The organism is Symmachiella macrocystis (assembly GCF_007860075.1).
Taxonomy (GTDB): Bacteria; Planctomycetota; Planctomycetia; order Planctomycetales; family Planctomycetaceae; genus Symmachiella; species Symmachiella macrocystis.
In genome coordinates this window covers 381,513-399,354 of sequence record NZ_SJPP01000001.1, presented here as the reverse complement: position 1 = coordinate 399,354, position 17,842 = coordinate 381,513, and the positions used below count along the sequence as shown (strand labels likewise).

11 protein-coding genes are annotated in these 17,842 nt (G+C 55.7%); 4 read left to right on the top strand and 7 right to left on the bottom strand.

Annotated elements, in window-relative coordinates; genetic code table 11:
• Positions 1 to 40: 40 nt before the first annotated feature.
• From CA54_RS01555 to CA54_RS01545, 3 genes are all read right to left on the bottom strand, one after another.
• Entirely contained in the window at positions 41 to 1,051 is a 1,011-nt protein-coding gene (locus CA54_RS01555; protein WP_146369120.1) for a hypothetical protein, read from the bottom strand.
• Positions 1,052 to 1,236: 185 nt separating this feature from the next.
• Positions 1,237 to 2,496 carry a phosphonoacetate hydrolase gene (phnA, locus tag CA54_RS01550; protein WP_146369119.1) on the bottom strand — a complete coding sequence of 420 codons (1,260 nt, stop codon included), beginning with the start codon at positions 2,494 to 2,496 and terminating at the stop codon, positions 1,237 to 1,239.
• A 253-nt stretch (positions 2,497 to 2,749) separates the two neighbouring features.
• A complete protein-coding gene (locus CA54_RS01545; RefSeq protein ID WP_146369118.1) occupies positions 2,750 to 3,748 on the bottom strand; it encodes an acrylyl-CoA reductase family protein in 999 nt (332 codons plus the stop codon).
• 219 nt (positions 3,749 to 3,967) lie between these two features.
• Here CA54_RS01545 and CA54_RS01540 point away from each other — a divergent pair, with 219 nt between their 5' ends.
• A complete protein-coding gene (locus CA54_RS01540; protein WP_146369117.1) occupies positions 3,968 to 5,215 on the top strand; it encodes a sulfatase family protein in 1,248 nt (415 codons plus the stop codon).
• A 48-nt stretch (positions 5,216 to 5,263) separates the two neighbouring features.
• A complete protein-coding gene (locus CA54_RS01535) occupies positions 5,264 to 5,689 on the top strand; it encodes a peptidylprolyl isomerase (RefSeq protein WP_146369116.1) in 426 nt (141 codons plus the stop codon).
• Between the two features lie 19 nt (positions 5,690 to 5,708).
• Here the strand turns inward: CA54_RS01535 and CA54_RS01530 are convergent, their stop codons facing one another.
• Both CA54_RS01530 and CA54_RS01525 read right to left on the bottom strand, forming a co-directional pair.
• Entirely contained in the window at positions 5,709 to 6,218 is a 510-nt protein-coding gene (locus CA54_RS01530) for an STAS domain-containing protein (protein ID WP_146369115.1), read from the bottom strand.
• Positions 6,219 to 6,350: 132 nt separating this feature from the next.
• Complete coding sequence (locus CA54_RS01525) at positions 6,351 to 8,789, bottom strand: tetratricopeptide repeat protein (RefSeq protein ID WP_146369114.1); 2,439 nt, start codon at positions 8,787 to 8,789, stop codon at positions 6,351 to 6,353.
• Between the two features lie 569 nt (positions 8,790 to 9,358).
• Between CA54_RS01525 and CA54_RS01520 the strand changes: the two genes are divergently transcribed.
• On the top strand, positions 9,359 to 10,645 hold the full coding sequence (locus CA54_RS01520; RefSeq protein ID WP_146369113.1) for a glucose-1-phosphate adenylyltransferase: 1,287 nt from the start codon (positions 9,359 to 9,361) through the stop codon (positions 10,643 to 10,645).
• A 98-nt stretch (positions 10,646 to 10,743) separates the two neighbouring features.
• Here CA54_RS01520 and CA54_RS01515 read toward each other — a convergent pair whose 3' ends face one another.
• Positions 10,744 to 14,145, bottom strand: coding sequence for a PVC-type heme-binding CxxCH protein (locus CA54_RS01515; protein WP_197532120.1), 3,402 nt, complete (start codon positions 14,143 to 14,145; stop codon positions 10,744 to 10,746).
• A 370-nt stretch (positions 14,146 to 14,515) separates the two neighbouring features.
• Positions 14,516 to 15,049 carry a helix-turn-helix domain-containing protein gene (locus CA54_RS01510; protein WP_146369111.1) on the bottom strand — a complete coding sequence of 178 codons (534 nt, stop codon included), beginning with the start codon at positions 15,047 to 15,049 and terminating at the stop codon, positions 14,516 to 14,518.
• A 1,108-nt stretch (positions 15,050 to 16,157) separates the two neighbouring features.
• Between CA54_RS01510 and CA54_RS01500 the strand changes: the two genes are divergently transcribed.
• Positions 16,158 to 17,762, top strand: coding sequence for a cation:proton antiporter (locus CA54_RS01500; protein WP_146369109.1), 1,605 nt, complete (start codon positions 16,158 to 16,160; stop codon positions 17,760 to 17,762).
• Positions 17,763 to 17,842: the final 80 nt, after the last annotated feature.

Genomic DNA, 17,842 nt, shown 5'->3' with positions numbered 1-17,842 from the left:
CGCACCGTATATAAAAATAAAATCTTACCACTCGGTAAAACTATTCCGCCTTTGATTCGGCGGTTGATTCAACTGCTGCTTCCGCGGCCGGTTCCAGTACGTAACCTTCAATCGGATCAGCCGTGTCGGAGGACCATTCGCCGTCCGGTCCTAACTCACCGCTGGTTTCCAAGGAGAAGGAAATGTCGAGCGTCTTGCCCAACTCGACGATTGGCTTGCCATTTTCGTCGACCAGGAATCCCTTCATCGGAAAACAGATCTCGGCTTCATGCTCGTCTCTAGAAATCGCTCCGGTCACAATCCCGTGCACGATCGGTCCTTTATCGAGCACAAAGGTAATCGTGTCGTCCTTGTGGTAGACCCACTGCGTGTATTTTTTGTAGGTCCCCGGTTTCAGCCGCATGAATCCCGCGGGATACGGCCCATCCTTGCCCTTCACGTATTTCCCCGACGATTGCTCCAAAAATGCTTCCTGCAACTCGGCATCGTCGAGGCAACAGTGATTTAAATAGGGAGCCGCATTGAATTCGCCGTTGTACCATTCGACTTCGCAATTCACATCGTAGCCCCGCGACGTGGGATAGTAGCCCCCCTCGTGCAGCCAATATCCAGTTTCGTCGTTGTTGTCGACGTCGATCGTCAAGATGGCATAAAACCGCCCGGCAACGCGTACCTTCTGGCCTTTGCCCCTCCCGCGACCGCGTCGGCGACGCGTGTTGACCGGTCCGGTCGCACCGCGCTGCGTCCGGCCGAATTTTCCGGTTGTTTTGAAATAGGCATACAGATTCTCCGCATCGTGCGTGAATTTGAATTCGATCAAATCCGCGCCAGGATTCCGCACCGTCTTGGGTTTGTAGTCTTTGGTTTCTCCATCGGTATCGTGGCAGTCATACGCTGGATCCGTGTATTTGGGCAATTTGGCCCAGTCCAGAAATTTGCCGTCGATTTTGATTTCCGACGGCGGCGCAGCAACGCTCGTGATCGCCCCGCCCAAGGTCAGCATGATCACCGGCAAGATTAAGCTGCTCATTCGAATAAGTCGCGTGCTCATCGATCCCAAGTTCCTCGCTTGCAAACTCTTCACAGCGTAAAAAAGTCACACACCGGACATCAAACCGGCAACCCACAATTGTAACAGCCCACGCAACCTACGTATCTAGGCTCGGGCGGGTTTCACCGGTATTTCACCGTCAGATCATTGGTCTCTTCAATCCGCCACATCTCAAGCCTGTCGTCTCAAGCCTCAGCCCCCGTCCCATTGACGGCAAAATCGAACACGTCGAAATTTCGCGGATCGCCACTCGCCTTGCGGCGGTACGTATCGTTCAATGGCTCCGAGACCAGCAGCGGGACCATCTCCTCGTACCGGCCGCCATGCGAGCGGAGTCCGCTGGCCACCGCTTTGAGGTCATGGTGCCCCGGTGAGCGGCCCAACACAACGTCCCGTCCCGACAACACAACTAAATCGCCGATCCGGTCGGGGGCCAGTTCCAATTTTCGGACCGCCGAAGCCCGGCAATGGACTTCCGTAATTCCATCGATTTCCATCAGGCGAGAAATTACCGGATCAGTCCGCACCGAATCGGGCAGATGTACCATGGCCAATGACCCCAACGCCCCGTGATGCGCGACGTAGGGATCGGTGATCGGTAGAATGACCTTGATGTTTGCATCGAATTCTTCGGTCAACAGCGGTTCGAGGTAAATCACATTCGGGCTGCCGTCGGTTTTTTGTTTGGCGTTCATACCATGATCGGCGGTCGCCGCTACGATCGCCCCGGCGTCGAGTAGCCGTCCGATCTCCCGGTCGATCCCCGCATGGAACTCCAATGATTCTTCTTGCCAGGGATCAAACTTGTGTTGCATAAAGTCAGTCAGCGACAGATACAAAAAATCCGCCCGCCCCTGTTCGACCAATGCCGCTCCTGCTTGGAGCACATATAAACTGGCGTCGCCGCTATAAATCTCCGGCGTGGGGGCACCAACCAGTTCTTCGACGTCGTCGATGCCGTGCGTGGCCATTTGGGCTTCGTTTGCCTTCTCCGCCGAAAAAGCGATGCCCGTTAAGTTGTGCGACAGTATGTCCCGCAGTTTCTCTTTGGCCGTGACCATCGCGACCTTGCGTCCGGCGTTGGCCGCAGCGGCCAGAATCGTTTCGGCCCGTAGATATTTGGCCGAATTCATCATCACCTCTTCACCGGTATCGGGATCGAGGAAGAAGTTGCCGCAAATCCCATGCACCGCCGGCGTCACGCCAGTGCAGATGGATGAGTTATTCACGTTTGTGAACGACGGCAACGCCCCGCGGGCCAGCCCGCGATATCCCTCACCGGCAATCCGCGCCACGTTTGGCATGCGGCCTTTGGCGATCGAGATACTGAGATATTCGTCCGCACAGCCGTCGATACAAATCACCACGATCGGCCGCGCAGGCGGGCGATAGGTGCGGTCATTGATGGTAAATTCTTGGGTGGAGATGTCGCCGGATGTGGTCATGTGTCCCTGTCGTTTTCCATTCAATCACAAGCATATTTCAGTGGCGATTCGCCACCAAAATCAAATCTCAAACACAAACCACCACCCTAACGCCCCCCGCCGATCAAGGCAATCCTCGCCCTAAGTCCTTCGCCACCCGGTTCTATGTATGAGATTTACAACGTTCCATCATTTTCTTTTTTTTCGTGTCATTCGCGTTTTTCGTGGTTCTTCCGTCTGCATCCATCGAAACCATGCGCCCAACACTCAAGCATCACTCCACCGCCACCAACGTCCGGCCAGCGACTTCGCCGCGCAAGATTTTTTGCAACGAAGGTTCGATGTCGGCCAATGGTACCGTTTCGGTGAAATCCGCTAGCTTGTCCAACCGCCATTCGCCGCCGAGTTTCTCCCACAACTTCAAACGCAAATCTCGCGGATACCATCCCGAGTCGATCCCCACCAACACCGCACCGCGGAGAATGAACGGAAACACGGTCATATTCAATTTCGGCCCCGCCACCAAACCGCAACAGGTCACGCAGCCGCGTAGGTCGGTCGCTCGCAGGATCGACGTCAGCATGTCGCCTCCAACACAATCAACAGCCCCTGCCCAACGTGCGGACAACAGCGGCCGCGAACTGTCATCCAAAATCTCCTCCCGACCGACGACCTCCGTGGCACCAAATTCCTTGAGCTGCGCGTGCATGCTTTCTTTGCCGGTAACAGCCACGACTTGATAGCCCAGTTGGGCCAACAGCATCACAGCAATGCAGCCCACGCCGCCCGTCGCTCCGGTAACTACAATCTTTCCGCTCGCCGGTTCGATACCGTGATCAACGATCGCTTGCACCGACATCGCCGCAGTGAACCCCGCCGTGCCGTAGTGCATTGCTGATTCCAACGTGAGTCCGTCCGGTAACGGAATCACCCACTCGGCCGGCACGCGAATGTACTCCGCCCAGCCGCCCCATTGGCCGGCGCCCAGGTCATAGCCGGTGACAATCACCGGTTGTCCGGCCTGAAAATCGGCATGGCTGCTTTCGGCGACTGTCCCGGCCGCATCGATCCCCGGCACGTGCGGATATTTCTTCGCCACCCCCGGCTGCCCCGTCGCCGCCAGCCCATCTTTGAAATTCAAAGAGGACCATTGCACGCGGATCAACACCTCTCCCTCCGGCAAAGCCGCCAACGGCCGCCGCGTCATCCCAGCACGGACGGTACCGTCTTCGTCTTTTTCCACAAGATAACAGGCGAATTGTTCGGTCGACATGGGTTGGCTCCGATACGTTTATAAGCTGAGGGCGAAGGACTGTCATATTTGGCTCGTGTTCAGTGTGGCTTGTCCAACGTACGGGCCATGTTCTCTGGCAACTGATCTACCGGCCACTCGCCACTGCCTGCCGCTGTTGTACCTCACCACCACATCGGTCGCAATCACTTCAGCGACTCGTTAGCATGCACGAAGACCCATTTATTGCGGAGATTCTCGATGAAACCACTCGCCCTGTGCTTGCTCGCCCTATTTGCATTGCCGGTTAATGCCCAGGCCAAGCCGCCCAATGTCGTGATGATCATCTCCGACGACCAGGCCTGGACCGATTTTGGATTCATGGGGCACCGGGACATCAAAACGCCCAATTTGGACCAACTGGCGCGCGAAAGTGCGGTCTTCACTCGCGGTTACGTCCCGGCCAGTTTGTGCCGGCCTTCACTAGCGACAATGATCACCGGGCTGTATCCGCATCAACACAAAATCTCCGGCAACGATCCCCCCAAAGGGACCGATCGCCAGTTGATGCTCAAGCATATTCAAAACGCCCCCACATTGCCGCGGCTGTTGGGAAAACAAGGGTACCGCAGCCACCAGAGCGGCAAATGGTGGGAAGGCAATTACCGGTTGGGCGGATTCACCGCCGGCATGACGCATGGCGACCCCAAACATGGTGGGCGGCACGGCGATGATGGACTGAAAATCGGTCGGCAGGGGATGGAGCCGATATTTGATTTCATTCGCGAATCGAATGACGAACCGTTTTTTTTATGGTACGCCCCATTCTTGCCGCACAGCCCCCACAATCCTCCCGAGAGGCTGCTCAAGAAATACGAAAAACCAGGCCGCTCAATACACGTTGCTCGCTATTACGCAATGTGTGAATGGTTCGACGAAACTTGCGGAGAGCTGTTGGATTTCCTCGATAAGAACAATCTTGCCGACGACACGCTGGTCGTCTTCGTCACCGATAACGGTTGGATCCAGAGCACCGATTCGCGGCGCTACGCACCCAAAAGCAAACGCTCGCAGTACGACGGAGGAGTTCGCACGCCGATCATGTTGTGTTGGCCGGGGAAAATCGCTCCTGGTGAGAATACCACCTTGGCCAGCAGCATTGACTTGGCGCCCACAATCCTCAAAGCGTGCGGCATCGATCCGCCAACGTCAATGCCGGGAATCGATTTGGTCTCGGTCGCGGCGGGCCATCCGACGAAAAGAACTGCGATTCACGGCGAAATCTTCGCACATGACATCGCCGACATCGACAGCCCCCGCGCGAGTTTGCTATACCGTTGGGTCATTCAAGGGCACTGGAAATTGATCGTTCCCGCGGACGAGTCCGCCGGGGTTGAACTCTACGATCTGGATGCTGATCCGCATGAAACAAAAAATCTCGCGGCGGATCACGCCGACAAAGTTCGCGAACTGACTGCGAACATCAATGATTGGTGGGCGGCCCAATAATGGGCGACGGACCACAACACTAAAACTTATCCTCACAAGGGAAGACTCATGAAAACCGCGACCATCGTCACAAACAAAGGCACCATCACGTTGGAACTGTACGACGACAAGGTTCCCAACACCGTCGCTAACTTTGAAAAACTAGCCGGCGAAGGGTTCTACGACGGCTTGAAATTCCATCGTGTGATCGAGGATTTCATGATCCAAACCGGGTGTCCGCAAGGCACGGGCACCGGCGACGCCGGATACAAATTCGACGATGAATTTCACGCCGATCTCAAACACGACGGTCCCGGCGTCCTGTCGATGGCCAATGCCGGTCCGAACACGAACGGTTCTCAATTCTTCATCACCCACGTCGAGACCTCATGGTTGGACGGCAAGCACTCTGTCTTTGGCCGCGTGACGGAGGGGCAGGATGTTGTGAACTCGATTGAACAAGGGGACAAAATGGAGAAGGTCTCCGTCGCGTAGTCCCAACTGTGGACGACGTTTATTCCGTCACATCCTCGTCGGCCAATTCTTTGGACAATTGGTCAGCGACCAATTGAAACACCGCCGCCTGTGGGCCACCGATTTCGGCCAACAGGCGGTGGCATTCGATGGCGTGCAAGGTGAAGTCGCGCGAACTGGCCGGAGGCGTGGGGATCGGTGAGCGGTTTCCTGAACACTCCGGCGCGCGGTCGGTCAGTTTGAGAATCAAATCCAATCGTGCCGAAACCAGTAGCCGAGCGCGCGATTCTCGTGATGCTGCTACGATGAATCGTGGCCGCTCCGTCACAGAATACTTTTTGTGCAGCGAAATCAGGCCGCCCAAAAACGTACTGTCCATGTATTCGCAGCCATCGGTGCAGACGACCAACGCCGGTTCTTCCGCATGATCGAGCAGTTGTGTTACGAACGTGTGAAAGGCGGGGCCTTCGTTCATCGTCGCCCGACCCTCTAAAAACACGACGTAGCCAGCATCCGATCGCGCCACCGTCAAAGTCGAGGGGTCTGTCATGATCAGGCTTCTCCAGGAACACGAGCAATCGTTGCCGTGTTAGACATCATGACAAATTTCGAGCGACCGGCCAAGGTGACTTGTGCGAACTTCCCCGGAAATTCCAGCAAATCCGGCCGGGAGTAGGAAACCTTACTCCTGCTCTTGAGTGGCATCGGCCGCAGCCGGTTTGGGCTCCTCAGCAGGTTTCGCTTCGTCGTCCGGTTTTTCTTCTTTCGCCGGTTCCTCGATCTCATCCAGAAATTTTAGGTCGACGATGGCTGATTGCAGCACCTCTTTGGTCTTGTTGTTCTGCACAAAAGCAGCGAGTTTCAGTCTCACCGGTCCGATGGGATAAATACCATACTTGAATTCTTCTCCAAGCAGGTTGCTACGCATCTCTTCGTACGATTGCAGTTCGTCAAGCAATTGTTGACGGTAGTCTTCCAGCAAGAGCTCCGTTTGAAATGCCAATTTCCCATCTTGGGGAGCAATGCCCTCGGCTCCGCCCGGCATAATACGCACGAGATTTTCATGCAACAGCACACCGCTGGGTGTCTCGACTGCGACCTCTTCCTCCACCAACACCAACCGCAATCGAATGTCGTCTTCAAATTCTGAAGCCGACAATGCCTGGACGTCAATCTTCATCCTGTCTTCTTCGACCGTTGTGTTGAGTTTTAATTCGATGTCGACGGTCTCTACCAAGATCGGTTCCACCAATTCACGCAGGTATTTATAGATTGTTGCAGCATGTGTCAAACGCCCAGGCTCCACATTCACCTGCTTGCCATCGATATACATCAAAGGCACGACTCTTGAATTGTAATAGTTGAGTCGCTCCTTACATTGCGGACCAGCCATGGGGTCTGGCTCTTCCGTGGGCAAATGGTAACGTAGTGCCACGAGTTCTGACGGGCCAAAAGCGTGTGTCAAACCCGTCACAGCAACATCAATTCCCACACCGAGAGGAGCATCGGCCGTGGTGAAAAATTCCAATAACACCACGCGGTTTTGAGTCCCTGGTTTCGGCGGCCGCGGTTCCATTTGATCGCTCACAAAACTACGAATGCCATTGTGATAGGCTTTGAGAATGTGTCCGACAAACGCAGCTTGATCGCCGGCGTCTGAGCTATGCTTATCCCATAATTCCTGCAATTTTTTAGTCACAGGAGTGTATCCGGGCTGCCCTTCAAAAGTTTGATCCAGCGATTGCTTCATATTGGGCAAGCAGGCCAGTTCCGAATAGATCTGTAGTGCGCCGGCAAACTCTCCGCGAGACTCCAGCATCTCGGCTGCGTAGTAGGCGCCGAGCGGTTCGAACGGATGCAATTTATGAAATGCGTTCATTCGCTGCGAAGCCTCATCCAATTCGCCCATTTCTTGGTACATCAATGCTGCATGAAACGGAACCAATATCGTCCAAGTCTGCGGAGACGTGTCGGACAAAAACGCTTCGGCCTCAAGGAGGTACTTCAACGCCAACTGTGGATGTTTCTTCTGTTCGGCGATTGAGACGCCGGCATCGACAACCGCTTGTCGCCGCATCAGTTCACCCCAATATTCGGCGTTGTCGATGTAAGATTTTGCCAGCGCATCGATTTCTTCTTCCTTCAAACCTCGACCGGTTTCGGACTTCAACATCCTCATAAAAGTGTCCATCGCCAATGGACTCTCCGGAAAATCCTTGGTGAATTGTTTGTTCGCTGCAAATTCGTCTTCGGCGATGGTTGACTGGCTAAATTCATTCAATCCTAAGGAGGGTTTCACTCCGCCGGTTTGGGCCATCGCTTTTGCTGCTGTAGCTCGCAACTTGCCGGGACGTGCCGCATTCTTATCGGCGATGAAATTTCCGATCACTTTTCCGTCACGCAATCTACCTGTAAATACATAGGTGTGTTCAAAGGAGGAGTTCACAGGCAACACTACGACTCTTAGAGTTAAGATTCCGTCGGTGACTGCGATTGATTCAACGTGCACCGACTGGTTTTGGTTGTTGAAATCCACCACTTCGGCTGACACTTTGCCATCTTGATCTCTGATGTCCAAAACCCAAAAGGGAATATCGCGCCCTTGGATCGAAACCATTGCGACCCAACGACCGTTCAGCGAGGTCCGGTTGGCAATCATGGCATCTGGGGAGGAGGGATAGCGGTCGACCAATCCGATTAAGTCGGTCAGTAGAACCGTGTCGGCTGGTTGGTCCTCCTCAACCGGCAGGACCACCTCGCCTGATTTGTAGGGCAGAACGGAACTTCCGACGTAAGTCCATCCAGCTGCGTCATCGAGGCTCGGTTGCAACAAAATCAGATATTGTTGTCCCTCGTCAAACAGCACAGTGCTCAACGCTCCATCGTGGTCCACGACGACCGTTTCCTCTTTTCGTCCTCGGCCCCGCAACGCGCGATCGATTGATACCGTCACGCTGCCTGCCTCCCGCAGATCTGCCGTCTCCTGGGCGGTGGCGATGAGAACTCGCTTAGCGCGTGGCAACAAATCGGCCAATGGGGGTTCACTGCCATGCAATAGATCCGCAAAGTTGCCAAGCGTAACCATCGCGACAAACAGCGAAAACAACAATCGTGAAAACATCACTTGATTCCTAAAACTAGATCACCGTGAGAACTTGGGTCGGGTATTCAAACTGACTACGCAATATTCCGCCTGATCGTTGGCAAAATCGTGGTCGGGCGAATCCTCGGCACTGGCTTGGTCGATTAACCATTAGCCACCATCATAAACCACGAGCGCCGCCCTGCACAGCGTGGCCGCTACGGTCAAAACCTACAGTAACCCAGCCCCCATTCGGCCCTGATCGCAGCTGCAGCCTTGGTAAAACGGCAGAGAAATTCCGGTGTGATTACGAGTGAAAATAGGCGGCAATTGACGATTCTTCAGGACGGATCGTCCCTGCGCCGCGAATTGAATTTCTCAACGGCATATCGACCGACATTAAAATCTGGTAGAAAAATGGTAATTGAGCACACGGAGACACGCGGTCGGTCAAGGAGTAGGCCAGCAACTTAGACGTCGTGACGAGGGGGATTCAGCGCCAGAATGCCTTGGTTTGTTAGAACGCGAGGTTGCGAGGCGTGTCAGCCGGTGCAGCGACAAATGAATCAGCCGGCAACAACAAAGCCCTTCAGATTTGAGACCCTTTGATGAAAAACATCATCTCCTTAATCCTCGGCGGTGGCCGTGGAACGCGACTGTTTCCCCTGACCAAATATCGCTCCAAACCGGCGGTCCCCTTCGCTGCGAAATATCGCCTGATCGATATTCCGATCTCCAATTGCCTCAATAGCGGTTTGAATCAGGTTTATATCCTCACGCAATTCCTTAGCGTGAGTCTGCATCGCCATATCACCTCGACCTACAAATTCGACACATTCGCCGCTGGTTTTGTCGAAGCCCTGGCCGCGCAACAAACCCTGGATAGCACCGATTGGTATCAAGGAACCGCCGACGCAGTACGGCAAAATCTGCGATATATCCAACAGCGGGGGATCGAATATGTGCTCATCCTCTCCGGCGATCAGTTGTACCGCATGGATTACCGTGACATGATCAAAACCCATATGGATAACGATGCCGATGTGACCATCGGCACGTTGCCGGTACCGCGGGAGGACGTGAGTGGCTTTGGAGTGGTGAAGTTGGATGAAAACGGCCGAGTCGTCGAATTCGCCGAGAAACCTCAAACCGAAGAAGATATCAATCATTATCGGACTTCGCCGGAATGGTTGCGCAGCCGTGGATTAGAACCGCGCGGACGCGAACATCTCGCCAGCATGGGCATCTATCTTTTCCGCCGCGACGTCCTCGTCGACTTGCTGACTCGATACGAACATACCGATTTCGGCAAAGAGGTCTTCCCCAGTTCTATCGCCAGTCACCACGTGCAATCGCACCTCTTTGACGGTTATTGGGAAGATGTTGGAACCATTCGCTCCTTCATGAAAGCCAACCTGGATCTCACCACTGAAAACCCGCCCATGGCGCTCGACACTGAAGAGTTCCGCATTTTTACGCGGCCGCGCTACCTGCCCCCCACGCGAATGGCGGGTGCAATGATCACAGACAGCCTGATCGCCGACGGCTGCACGATCGGTTCAGGAACCGTTATCGAAAACTCCGTCATCGGCGTCCGTTGCCGTATCGGACGGGATGTGACCATCCGCGATTCCGTAGTCATCGGCGCGGACTACTATGAATCCGACCAAGAGTTTCAGCGAAAATCGCCGACTACACCCGCCGTCGGTATCGGCGAACGGAGTGTCATTCAAGGGGCCATCATCGATAAAAATTGCCGCATCGGTCGGGACGTCCGCATCATCAACGACTCTGTCACCGAACAAAAAGAGCGAGATAACGTGACAATCTGTGACGGCATCGTCGTTTGCGCCAAAAATACCGTCCTTGCCGACGGTTGGAAGCTAGGGCCTTAACGGGAACACACCGTAGACCTTTGTGTTTCACCGCCGACCGTCTCAACCATTGACGTGCGCCTGGGGCTCCCCCCGACTCTGGCCACAGTCTTCCCGCTCTATTTCTGCTCCCCACCGGCCGCTGTCGCTTCAACCCGCGGTTGTCCCAGGCTCTGTAAATACCGGTACAAATCCGCCAATTCCCCTGGCTGCAAATCCTTGAGCAACCCCGCCGGCATCAGCGATGTATTCACCAGACGTTGCGACTCGATATCCGTCGCTTCGATCCGATACGTCTGATTCAGACCGTTACGCAGTGTGACGCCATCCACGGAATGGTAGACAACCAATCCGGTGAAGAGTTTGCCGGATTTGGTCTCCACCACAGTCGTCTGATAGCGGGACGATACGTCACGATTGGGTTGTGTGATCGCCACAAACAAATCGTCGCGGGAAAAACGCCGCGCCACGCCTGCCAAGTCGGGACCAACCGATTTAGCTCCGCTGTGGCATTGGCTGCACGAACGTGCCTTAAAGATCTCAGCACCTCGAGCGGCATCCCCCGCCTCCCAATCCACCGCAGCGAGGCGCTCACGAAGCTGCGCCGCATCTTCTTCGTTGCCGCCGGTCAATTCGGTGGCGCGATCAGGAAATGTATTGGCCGCCCATTGCGTCCATTGATCGATCACCCCCTGCTGAGGGATCGCACCGCTATCACCAAATGCAAAACCAAAGTCCTGCTTCGTATCACGCCGCAACAAACGGATCGCTCGTTCTCGCAGGCGATAATCTTGCTTCGTGCCCTGCAAGCGTCGCAGCACACGCACTAAAGGCACCACTTCATCGGCCGATAATTCCGCCGGCAATTGCTCCAGTGCTGCCAGCGAAGAACTGATCACCTCAAATTGCGGCGACTCCAATCCGATCAGAAACTTCGAACGATCTTCGGCCTGTGGATCTTGGGACAAGGCCATCGTCACCGCTTCACTGAGCGGCATCTGTTCGTACAACTCCCGCAGATAACTCCGCGTTTCATCGTTCATCACATTCGCGATGGCGAAGACCACGTCGTTGTTCCAGGCATAATCCTCATCCGCGTTGACAGCCTGTAGCAACCGCTCGACCGCCCGCGGTATTTCTTTTTTACTCAAACCGTTCATGAACACCATATGCCCCGGATGCCCAAATTTGTCTTGCTCGATCAACTCGGCCGGCAATTCCGTATCGAGTTCCACCAATTGCAGATACATCTCGCGTATACGATCGGTCCAGTTCGTGTCTTCTTTCCAATCGCGCGCGGTCATCTTCGGCTCAATCTCCACCAGCGCCTTGGCAATGGCGGCCCGCTGTGTAGAATTTCGCGCGACCGGAATACGGCCGGCGATGAGCAAATGATGAATATCATCCGTCGGGCTCGACTCATCCGTAATCTGCGCGAGCACCTTGTTGAGCACGTCGGGATTGTAGGAGGTCAATACGGCAATCAACCGGCCCAACTCGTGGTCCAATACTTTATCCCCCGTAGGAAAAAGTTCGGCCAACACCGTGCGGGCGTCGTCGAGTTGCCGTTCTAGCGGCTCGATGTCCTCAGCGGCGGTATAACCCGACATCGCTGCCGGCACACCACGGCGTTGCGCCAATCCACCCAAACCAAGTTGCATAAGCCGTGTCGCGCGGATTTTTAATTCTGCCGGGTGGTCGCCTTTGAGCGCCAGTTGCGCCGCCCGGACCGCATACAGACTAATCCGAGTTTGCGCCGGATCACGGCGAAACAAAAAGCCAGCCGTGTTGGAAATAATGCCCGACCATCCCAATTGCGGGACCGCTTTCCCCAGCGCGCGAAACGTGGCATCGTCCAACTCACCCACAGCCCGCATTGCCGCATGCCGTACAAACCGATCCCGGTCCACCAGCGATAACGACATCGCCGGCAACAGGTCCCCGGCATTCGCAGCACCGGCTCCGCTGGCAAACGACTCGACCGCAAACCGCCGCACGGTGGCGTCGGGATCGATCAAGTAAACCTGCAGCACCTCCGCATCCAATTCCGCATCCGGCTTGCGTCCCAACGACCAAGCCACGGCAGCGCGGACCGCTGGCGACGCAGTCGACGAGACCTCGCTCGCCAATTCCCCCGAAATTCCCGTATAAACTTCCGTCAAAATCTGCACCGCGCGAATCCGCTGCGAGTCAGACAACTGCGTGTCGAGCACCGCTTTCTCAAACGGTCCGACCCCCAGTTTCTCCGCCACCGGCATCCACGCCTTGCGCGACCAACTGCTCAAGGGCTGCGGCGCATCCAGGCAGGCCAACAGTTCCTTTTGATCCGTAGGGGCTTCGGCGTTTGGCTTTTCAGGCTTCTCCGCAACAGTCTCCGCTTCAGGCTGAGCATCGGTTTCCGCCGCCGCTGTCTCTGGTTTCGGTTCGTCGCCGTCATATTGAATCCGATAAAGCCCGCCGCGCGTTCCCCGTCCGCCCACGCTGACGTACAAACTGCCGTCCGGGCCCACCTCGATATCGGTCGGCGCGAAACCAAATTCTCCTTTGCCCGAAATGAACTCCTGCGGCGCACTGGAATACGTCGAGCCTTCTGCCGCCAACGGCAGCGCGATCACCCGGCCGAAGGTCCAATCCTCGACGAACATCGCGCCGCGATACTGTTCCGGAAACTGCGTGTGGCGATAACAGACGACTCCCGAGGGCGAACCCCGGCCGAATGCTCCCACCACGGGTGGCATGTCCAGAAAATAATCGGGAAATTTCCAATTCCGGCTGACCCAACCCGCATCGCCTCCCGGTACAACGTGAAACACCCGCGTCGGCCGATACCAAGGAAGCGAAACCTCGCGTTCACCGTCGCTGTCGAAGGTGAAGAGATCTCCCGCTTCGTTGAAGTCAAAGTCATACGCGTTGCGAAAACCATCGGCGAAGACCTCGCCCCCGGTCAGATCCGGTTTGAGCCGCATCACCACTCCCGCCCGCGGATGTTTCACCGGCGAACGGGGCAACGTCACATATTCGTCGTTCACCCCGCTCATATTGCCGGCAATCAGATACCACCAACCATCGGGGCCTTTGCGGATCGCATGCGGACCGTGCTCGCCACCGACTTCCGTCTTCAAAAACCGATCCGGCGGTCCGTCGGCGACTCCGTCAGCATCTTGGTCGCGATAACGCAACAAGCCTTTGGCATCGACGCACAACAAATCATCGCCATGAAAATACATCCCCTGCGCGCCGCTCTCGGGACCGTCGACAAATTGCTGAGCCTCATCCGCTCGGCCATCTCCGTCACGATCGATCAACCGTTTGACATACCCGCGCCCCGAAACGACCAACCGTCCCTGCGAATCGAACGTCATCGAGAACACGTCGTGCGCCAAATCATCATCGGCAAACAGCGTGGCGGTAAATCCTTCAGGAACAGTCAACGAAACCGGTTCGTCGGCCGGCAATGCAGCGGGCAGGAAAGCAGTAACGGCGAGAAAAAGCAAATGGCATCGCGAGGCAAGTCTCGGCATGGATCGGCGATCTACGAAGCATGAATAAGGAAGAGCACCGCACCCGTTTCGGCGGTGGAGGGCACAACAGAATGAAGAGACCGGCAACGGCCGCACCATTCAATGCCCCGCATCTTACTCGCAGACCCCATTTTCAAGCAATGCGGCCTTTTTTCGGGGGGCCTGGTAGGCAGTAGGCAGTAGGCAGTAGGCAGTGGGCAGTGGGCAGTGGGCAGTGGGCAGTGGGCAGTGGGCAGTGGGCAGTGGGCAGTGGGCAGTGGGCAGTGGGCAGTGGGCAGTGGGCAGTGGGCGGGACAACTTGGGGTGGTTGACTTGGATTGAGATCCTATTCCGCTGGATTTACTGGTGAGTCCTAACCAGCAATATCACGTTAGGAGAGCACTGCTTTGCGGATTGTTTTCACCAATTGTGGTTTTAAGCCTTCTTCTCGTCGAATTGACAGAAAGGAATTGATGACGTTGATGATTGACGATTGCTCCACAATTTCCTCGTCCAGGAAGTTGTTAACGTGGAGCCATTCCGCGACTTCTCCCCAACTCCATAGCTTCTGGCCCGATTTTGTATCGCTCATAGGAGGCGGGAAATCCCCCGGGCCGCGTTGGCCCGAGACATATTGGTGCACCATTTGGCGGGAAACGGATAGACGGCGGGCGATGTCCGATTGTGTGACTTGGTCAGCCTCATCAATCCGCCACACTTGGTATCCCCCCCGATGCACGTCAGAGATGGCCGACAGCACAGCTTCAAGAAACGAATCCGCTTCTCGATCGAAGGCGATGAAGACACGACCGCAACTTGAGCCGCACGTCCCATCATCGCAGCCCGCCTCAAACATCGCGTTGGCAAATTCGTCCGTGGACTCGGTCATGCCATCAATGAACAAGGTGAATTCGTAGGTTTTCAAAAATCCCCCTTTAGTGCGGGCAACGATCTATGGCTCACATCAGTCGTCGCGCATGGTTCTGTGCATTGCGCGGTGTTGAGTAAATATTTTCGATGCAGCCGCCTCGTTCATTGTGCGGGCAAAACATTCTCCCCCATGCATGCCCGTGCGACATCACAATCATCCAACCGTTTCGTTCCGCGTACTGGACGGCTTCTTCGATGTGCTGACTGGGATGTCGCGGTCGGCTCATGTGTATTTTGAATTATACTTGTTGCTTGACGAATGTCAATCAGTTTGTTTTCAGGATTACGCGACAATGCTGGTTCACGCTGGCTGCTAGTGTATATTCGTGTCCACCGATTCTCACATCTGAGGGGCCTGCCCGATGATACGCCATCGATTGCTAATGTTTGTCGCGCATTTCATCTTGGAACTGAATTAAACATCGTTCCATGTACGCAACCGCTCGTTTCCGGTATCGCCAAGGTTTCGTTTTAGGCGGCAACCGGCTCAGCCAATGGGAATTGGGGCCCTGGCTGGTCCCGCGTTCTTGGGACAATCTTATCGTCGTGGGAAGTAGTTTTAGTGATAGCGTTCGAATGCAGGTTCGAAGTTCGTCGAGCGATGCGAACTCAAAGGTACATCCGTCAAACTCTATGAAAAATCGAGGATATCCTTCGCCAGGCACCGGTGCTGGGAGGGGTGGTTCAAAGGTCGAAACCCTTCGACCTGAAGCCGCATTCGTCTCAACGAGGACCCAAAATGTCATCGGTCCAGGTTTCCAGCGATCGCAATAATCAATCCAGTGTTTTTTCAATTGTTATCGTCGCATGAAAAAGTCCGCAGGGCGCGCAGAAGGCGACATCCTACCCCCTCCGCACCACCAAGTCACGAAATTTCCATCACCCATGCCACCCTCGGCTGCAATTCTCCGTCCCGGCCACGATTGCCACCCCCGCAGCGTATACACTGCCAAACTCGCCGCACACAGCCATTTCCGCTGCCAAGTTGCTTTTCTTCGGCCGCTGGATTTGCTAAGCATGGACCAACAGGAATCGGCGAAAGACCGCGGGGGACGCGGTTGGCTGCTTTGACGTCCGCAGACATTACTAGGAGTGAACGCTTCGTGTCCGGGAAGCTATCGCAGACAATCGAACCACTGAAACTGGCCAAACATCCGCGCAACCGTCGTGGCGCCTGGACTTGGCGATGGATGGCCCTGTTGCTGTTCGCCGCTTTGATGATTTCCGGCGGTCGACTTAATTCCGTCTGGGCGCAGGCGACCACTACGGACCATCCCCCAGCTGCCGGGGAACAGGCCGAAGGCGACGCAGCCCATGCAGAAGGCGCTGTGGAAGGCCATGAAGAAGGTCACGAAGAAGGGCATAGCGGGGGACACTCCGATCCAGTTGCGCCGCTATTGGCCGGAATTTGCATCATCCTGTTTTTGGCCAAAGTGGGCGGCGATCTCGCCGAGCGGGCCAAAATGCCGGCCGTCTTGGGCGAACTGCTGGTCGGCGTGCTGATGGGAAATTTCTTGCTACTCACCGGCTCCGACGTACTAGAATTCCTCAAACCACCCAACGCCGAACTCCTGATGGGGAATTTGGTGTTCGGGCCGCAGGAAAAAATCGGCGAGTTTGTCGCAGAGCGGATGGAACCGGGCGCGACGCTCGACATGCTGGCCCGCGTCGGCGTGATTCTGTTGCTGTTCGAAGTCGGCCTCGAAACCAGCGTGAAGCAGATGCTTTCGGTCGGCAAATCGTCTTTGTTTGTCGCCGTGCTGGGGGTGATCGTCCCCTTCGCCTTGGGTTACATCGTCTCCAGAATGATCATCCCCGCCGCCGGTAGCAACGCACACTTATTCATCGGCGCCACATTGTGCGCCACCAGCGTGGGCATTACCGCCCGCGTGCTCAAGGACTTAGGAAAGCATCAAGATAAAGAAGGCCAGATCATTCTCGGCGCTGCCGTGATTGACGACGTGCTAGGTTTGGTGATTTTGGCAGTTGTGACCGGAATCATCGAACATGGCAGCGTCGATCCAATGGCGCTCACCAAAACCATCGGCCTGACGATGGCGTTTTTGGGGGGAGCTGTGCTGTTGGGGACCGTACTGATCACCCGCCCGCTCTTCAAACTGGCCAGTGTTCTCCGCGGGCACGGGCTACTTGTAGCGACAGCACTGGTGATCTGTTTCGGATTCTCGTGGCTGGCGAACGTGGTCGGTCTGGCTCCGATTGTCGGCGCCTTTGCGGCTGGGTTGATCCTCGAACGGGCGCATTACAAGGAACTCGGTCAGAAGGAACACTTCGAACTCGAAGAAGCCTTGGAACCGCTGACCGCTTTGCTCGTCCCCATTTTCTTCGTGCAAATGGGCATCCAGGTCGATTTGCGGAGCTTTGCCAATACCGATGTTCTAACCTTGGCGGCCGGCATCACGATTGTGGCGATCATCGGCAAACAGGTCTGTTCATTCGGCGTACTTGAAAAAGGGCTGAATCGTCCCGCTGTTGGTTTGGGAATGATCCCCCGCGGCGAAGTCGGTCTGATCTTCGCCTCTATCGGCCGCGGACTCAAAGCCCCCGGCACCGGCGAAGCGATCATTGACGACGGTACATACTCCGCCGTGGTGGTGATGGTGATGGTCACCACCATGATCACCCCACCCGCACTCAAATGGCAATTGACCCGCAAACAGAGCGCGCCTCCACCTCCTTCGGAGGTATGAGGCTTGAGCGGTGAGGCGTGAGGGAGTAGGGTTGAGACGTAATGATCGTCCGGCCCCCCCCATTCTCTGGCCACCGGCCA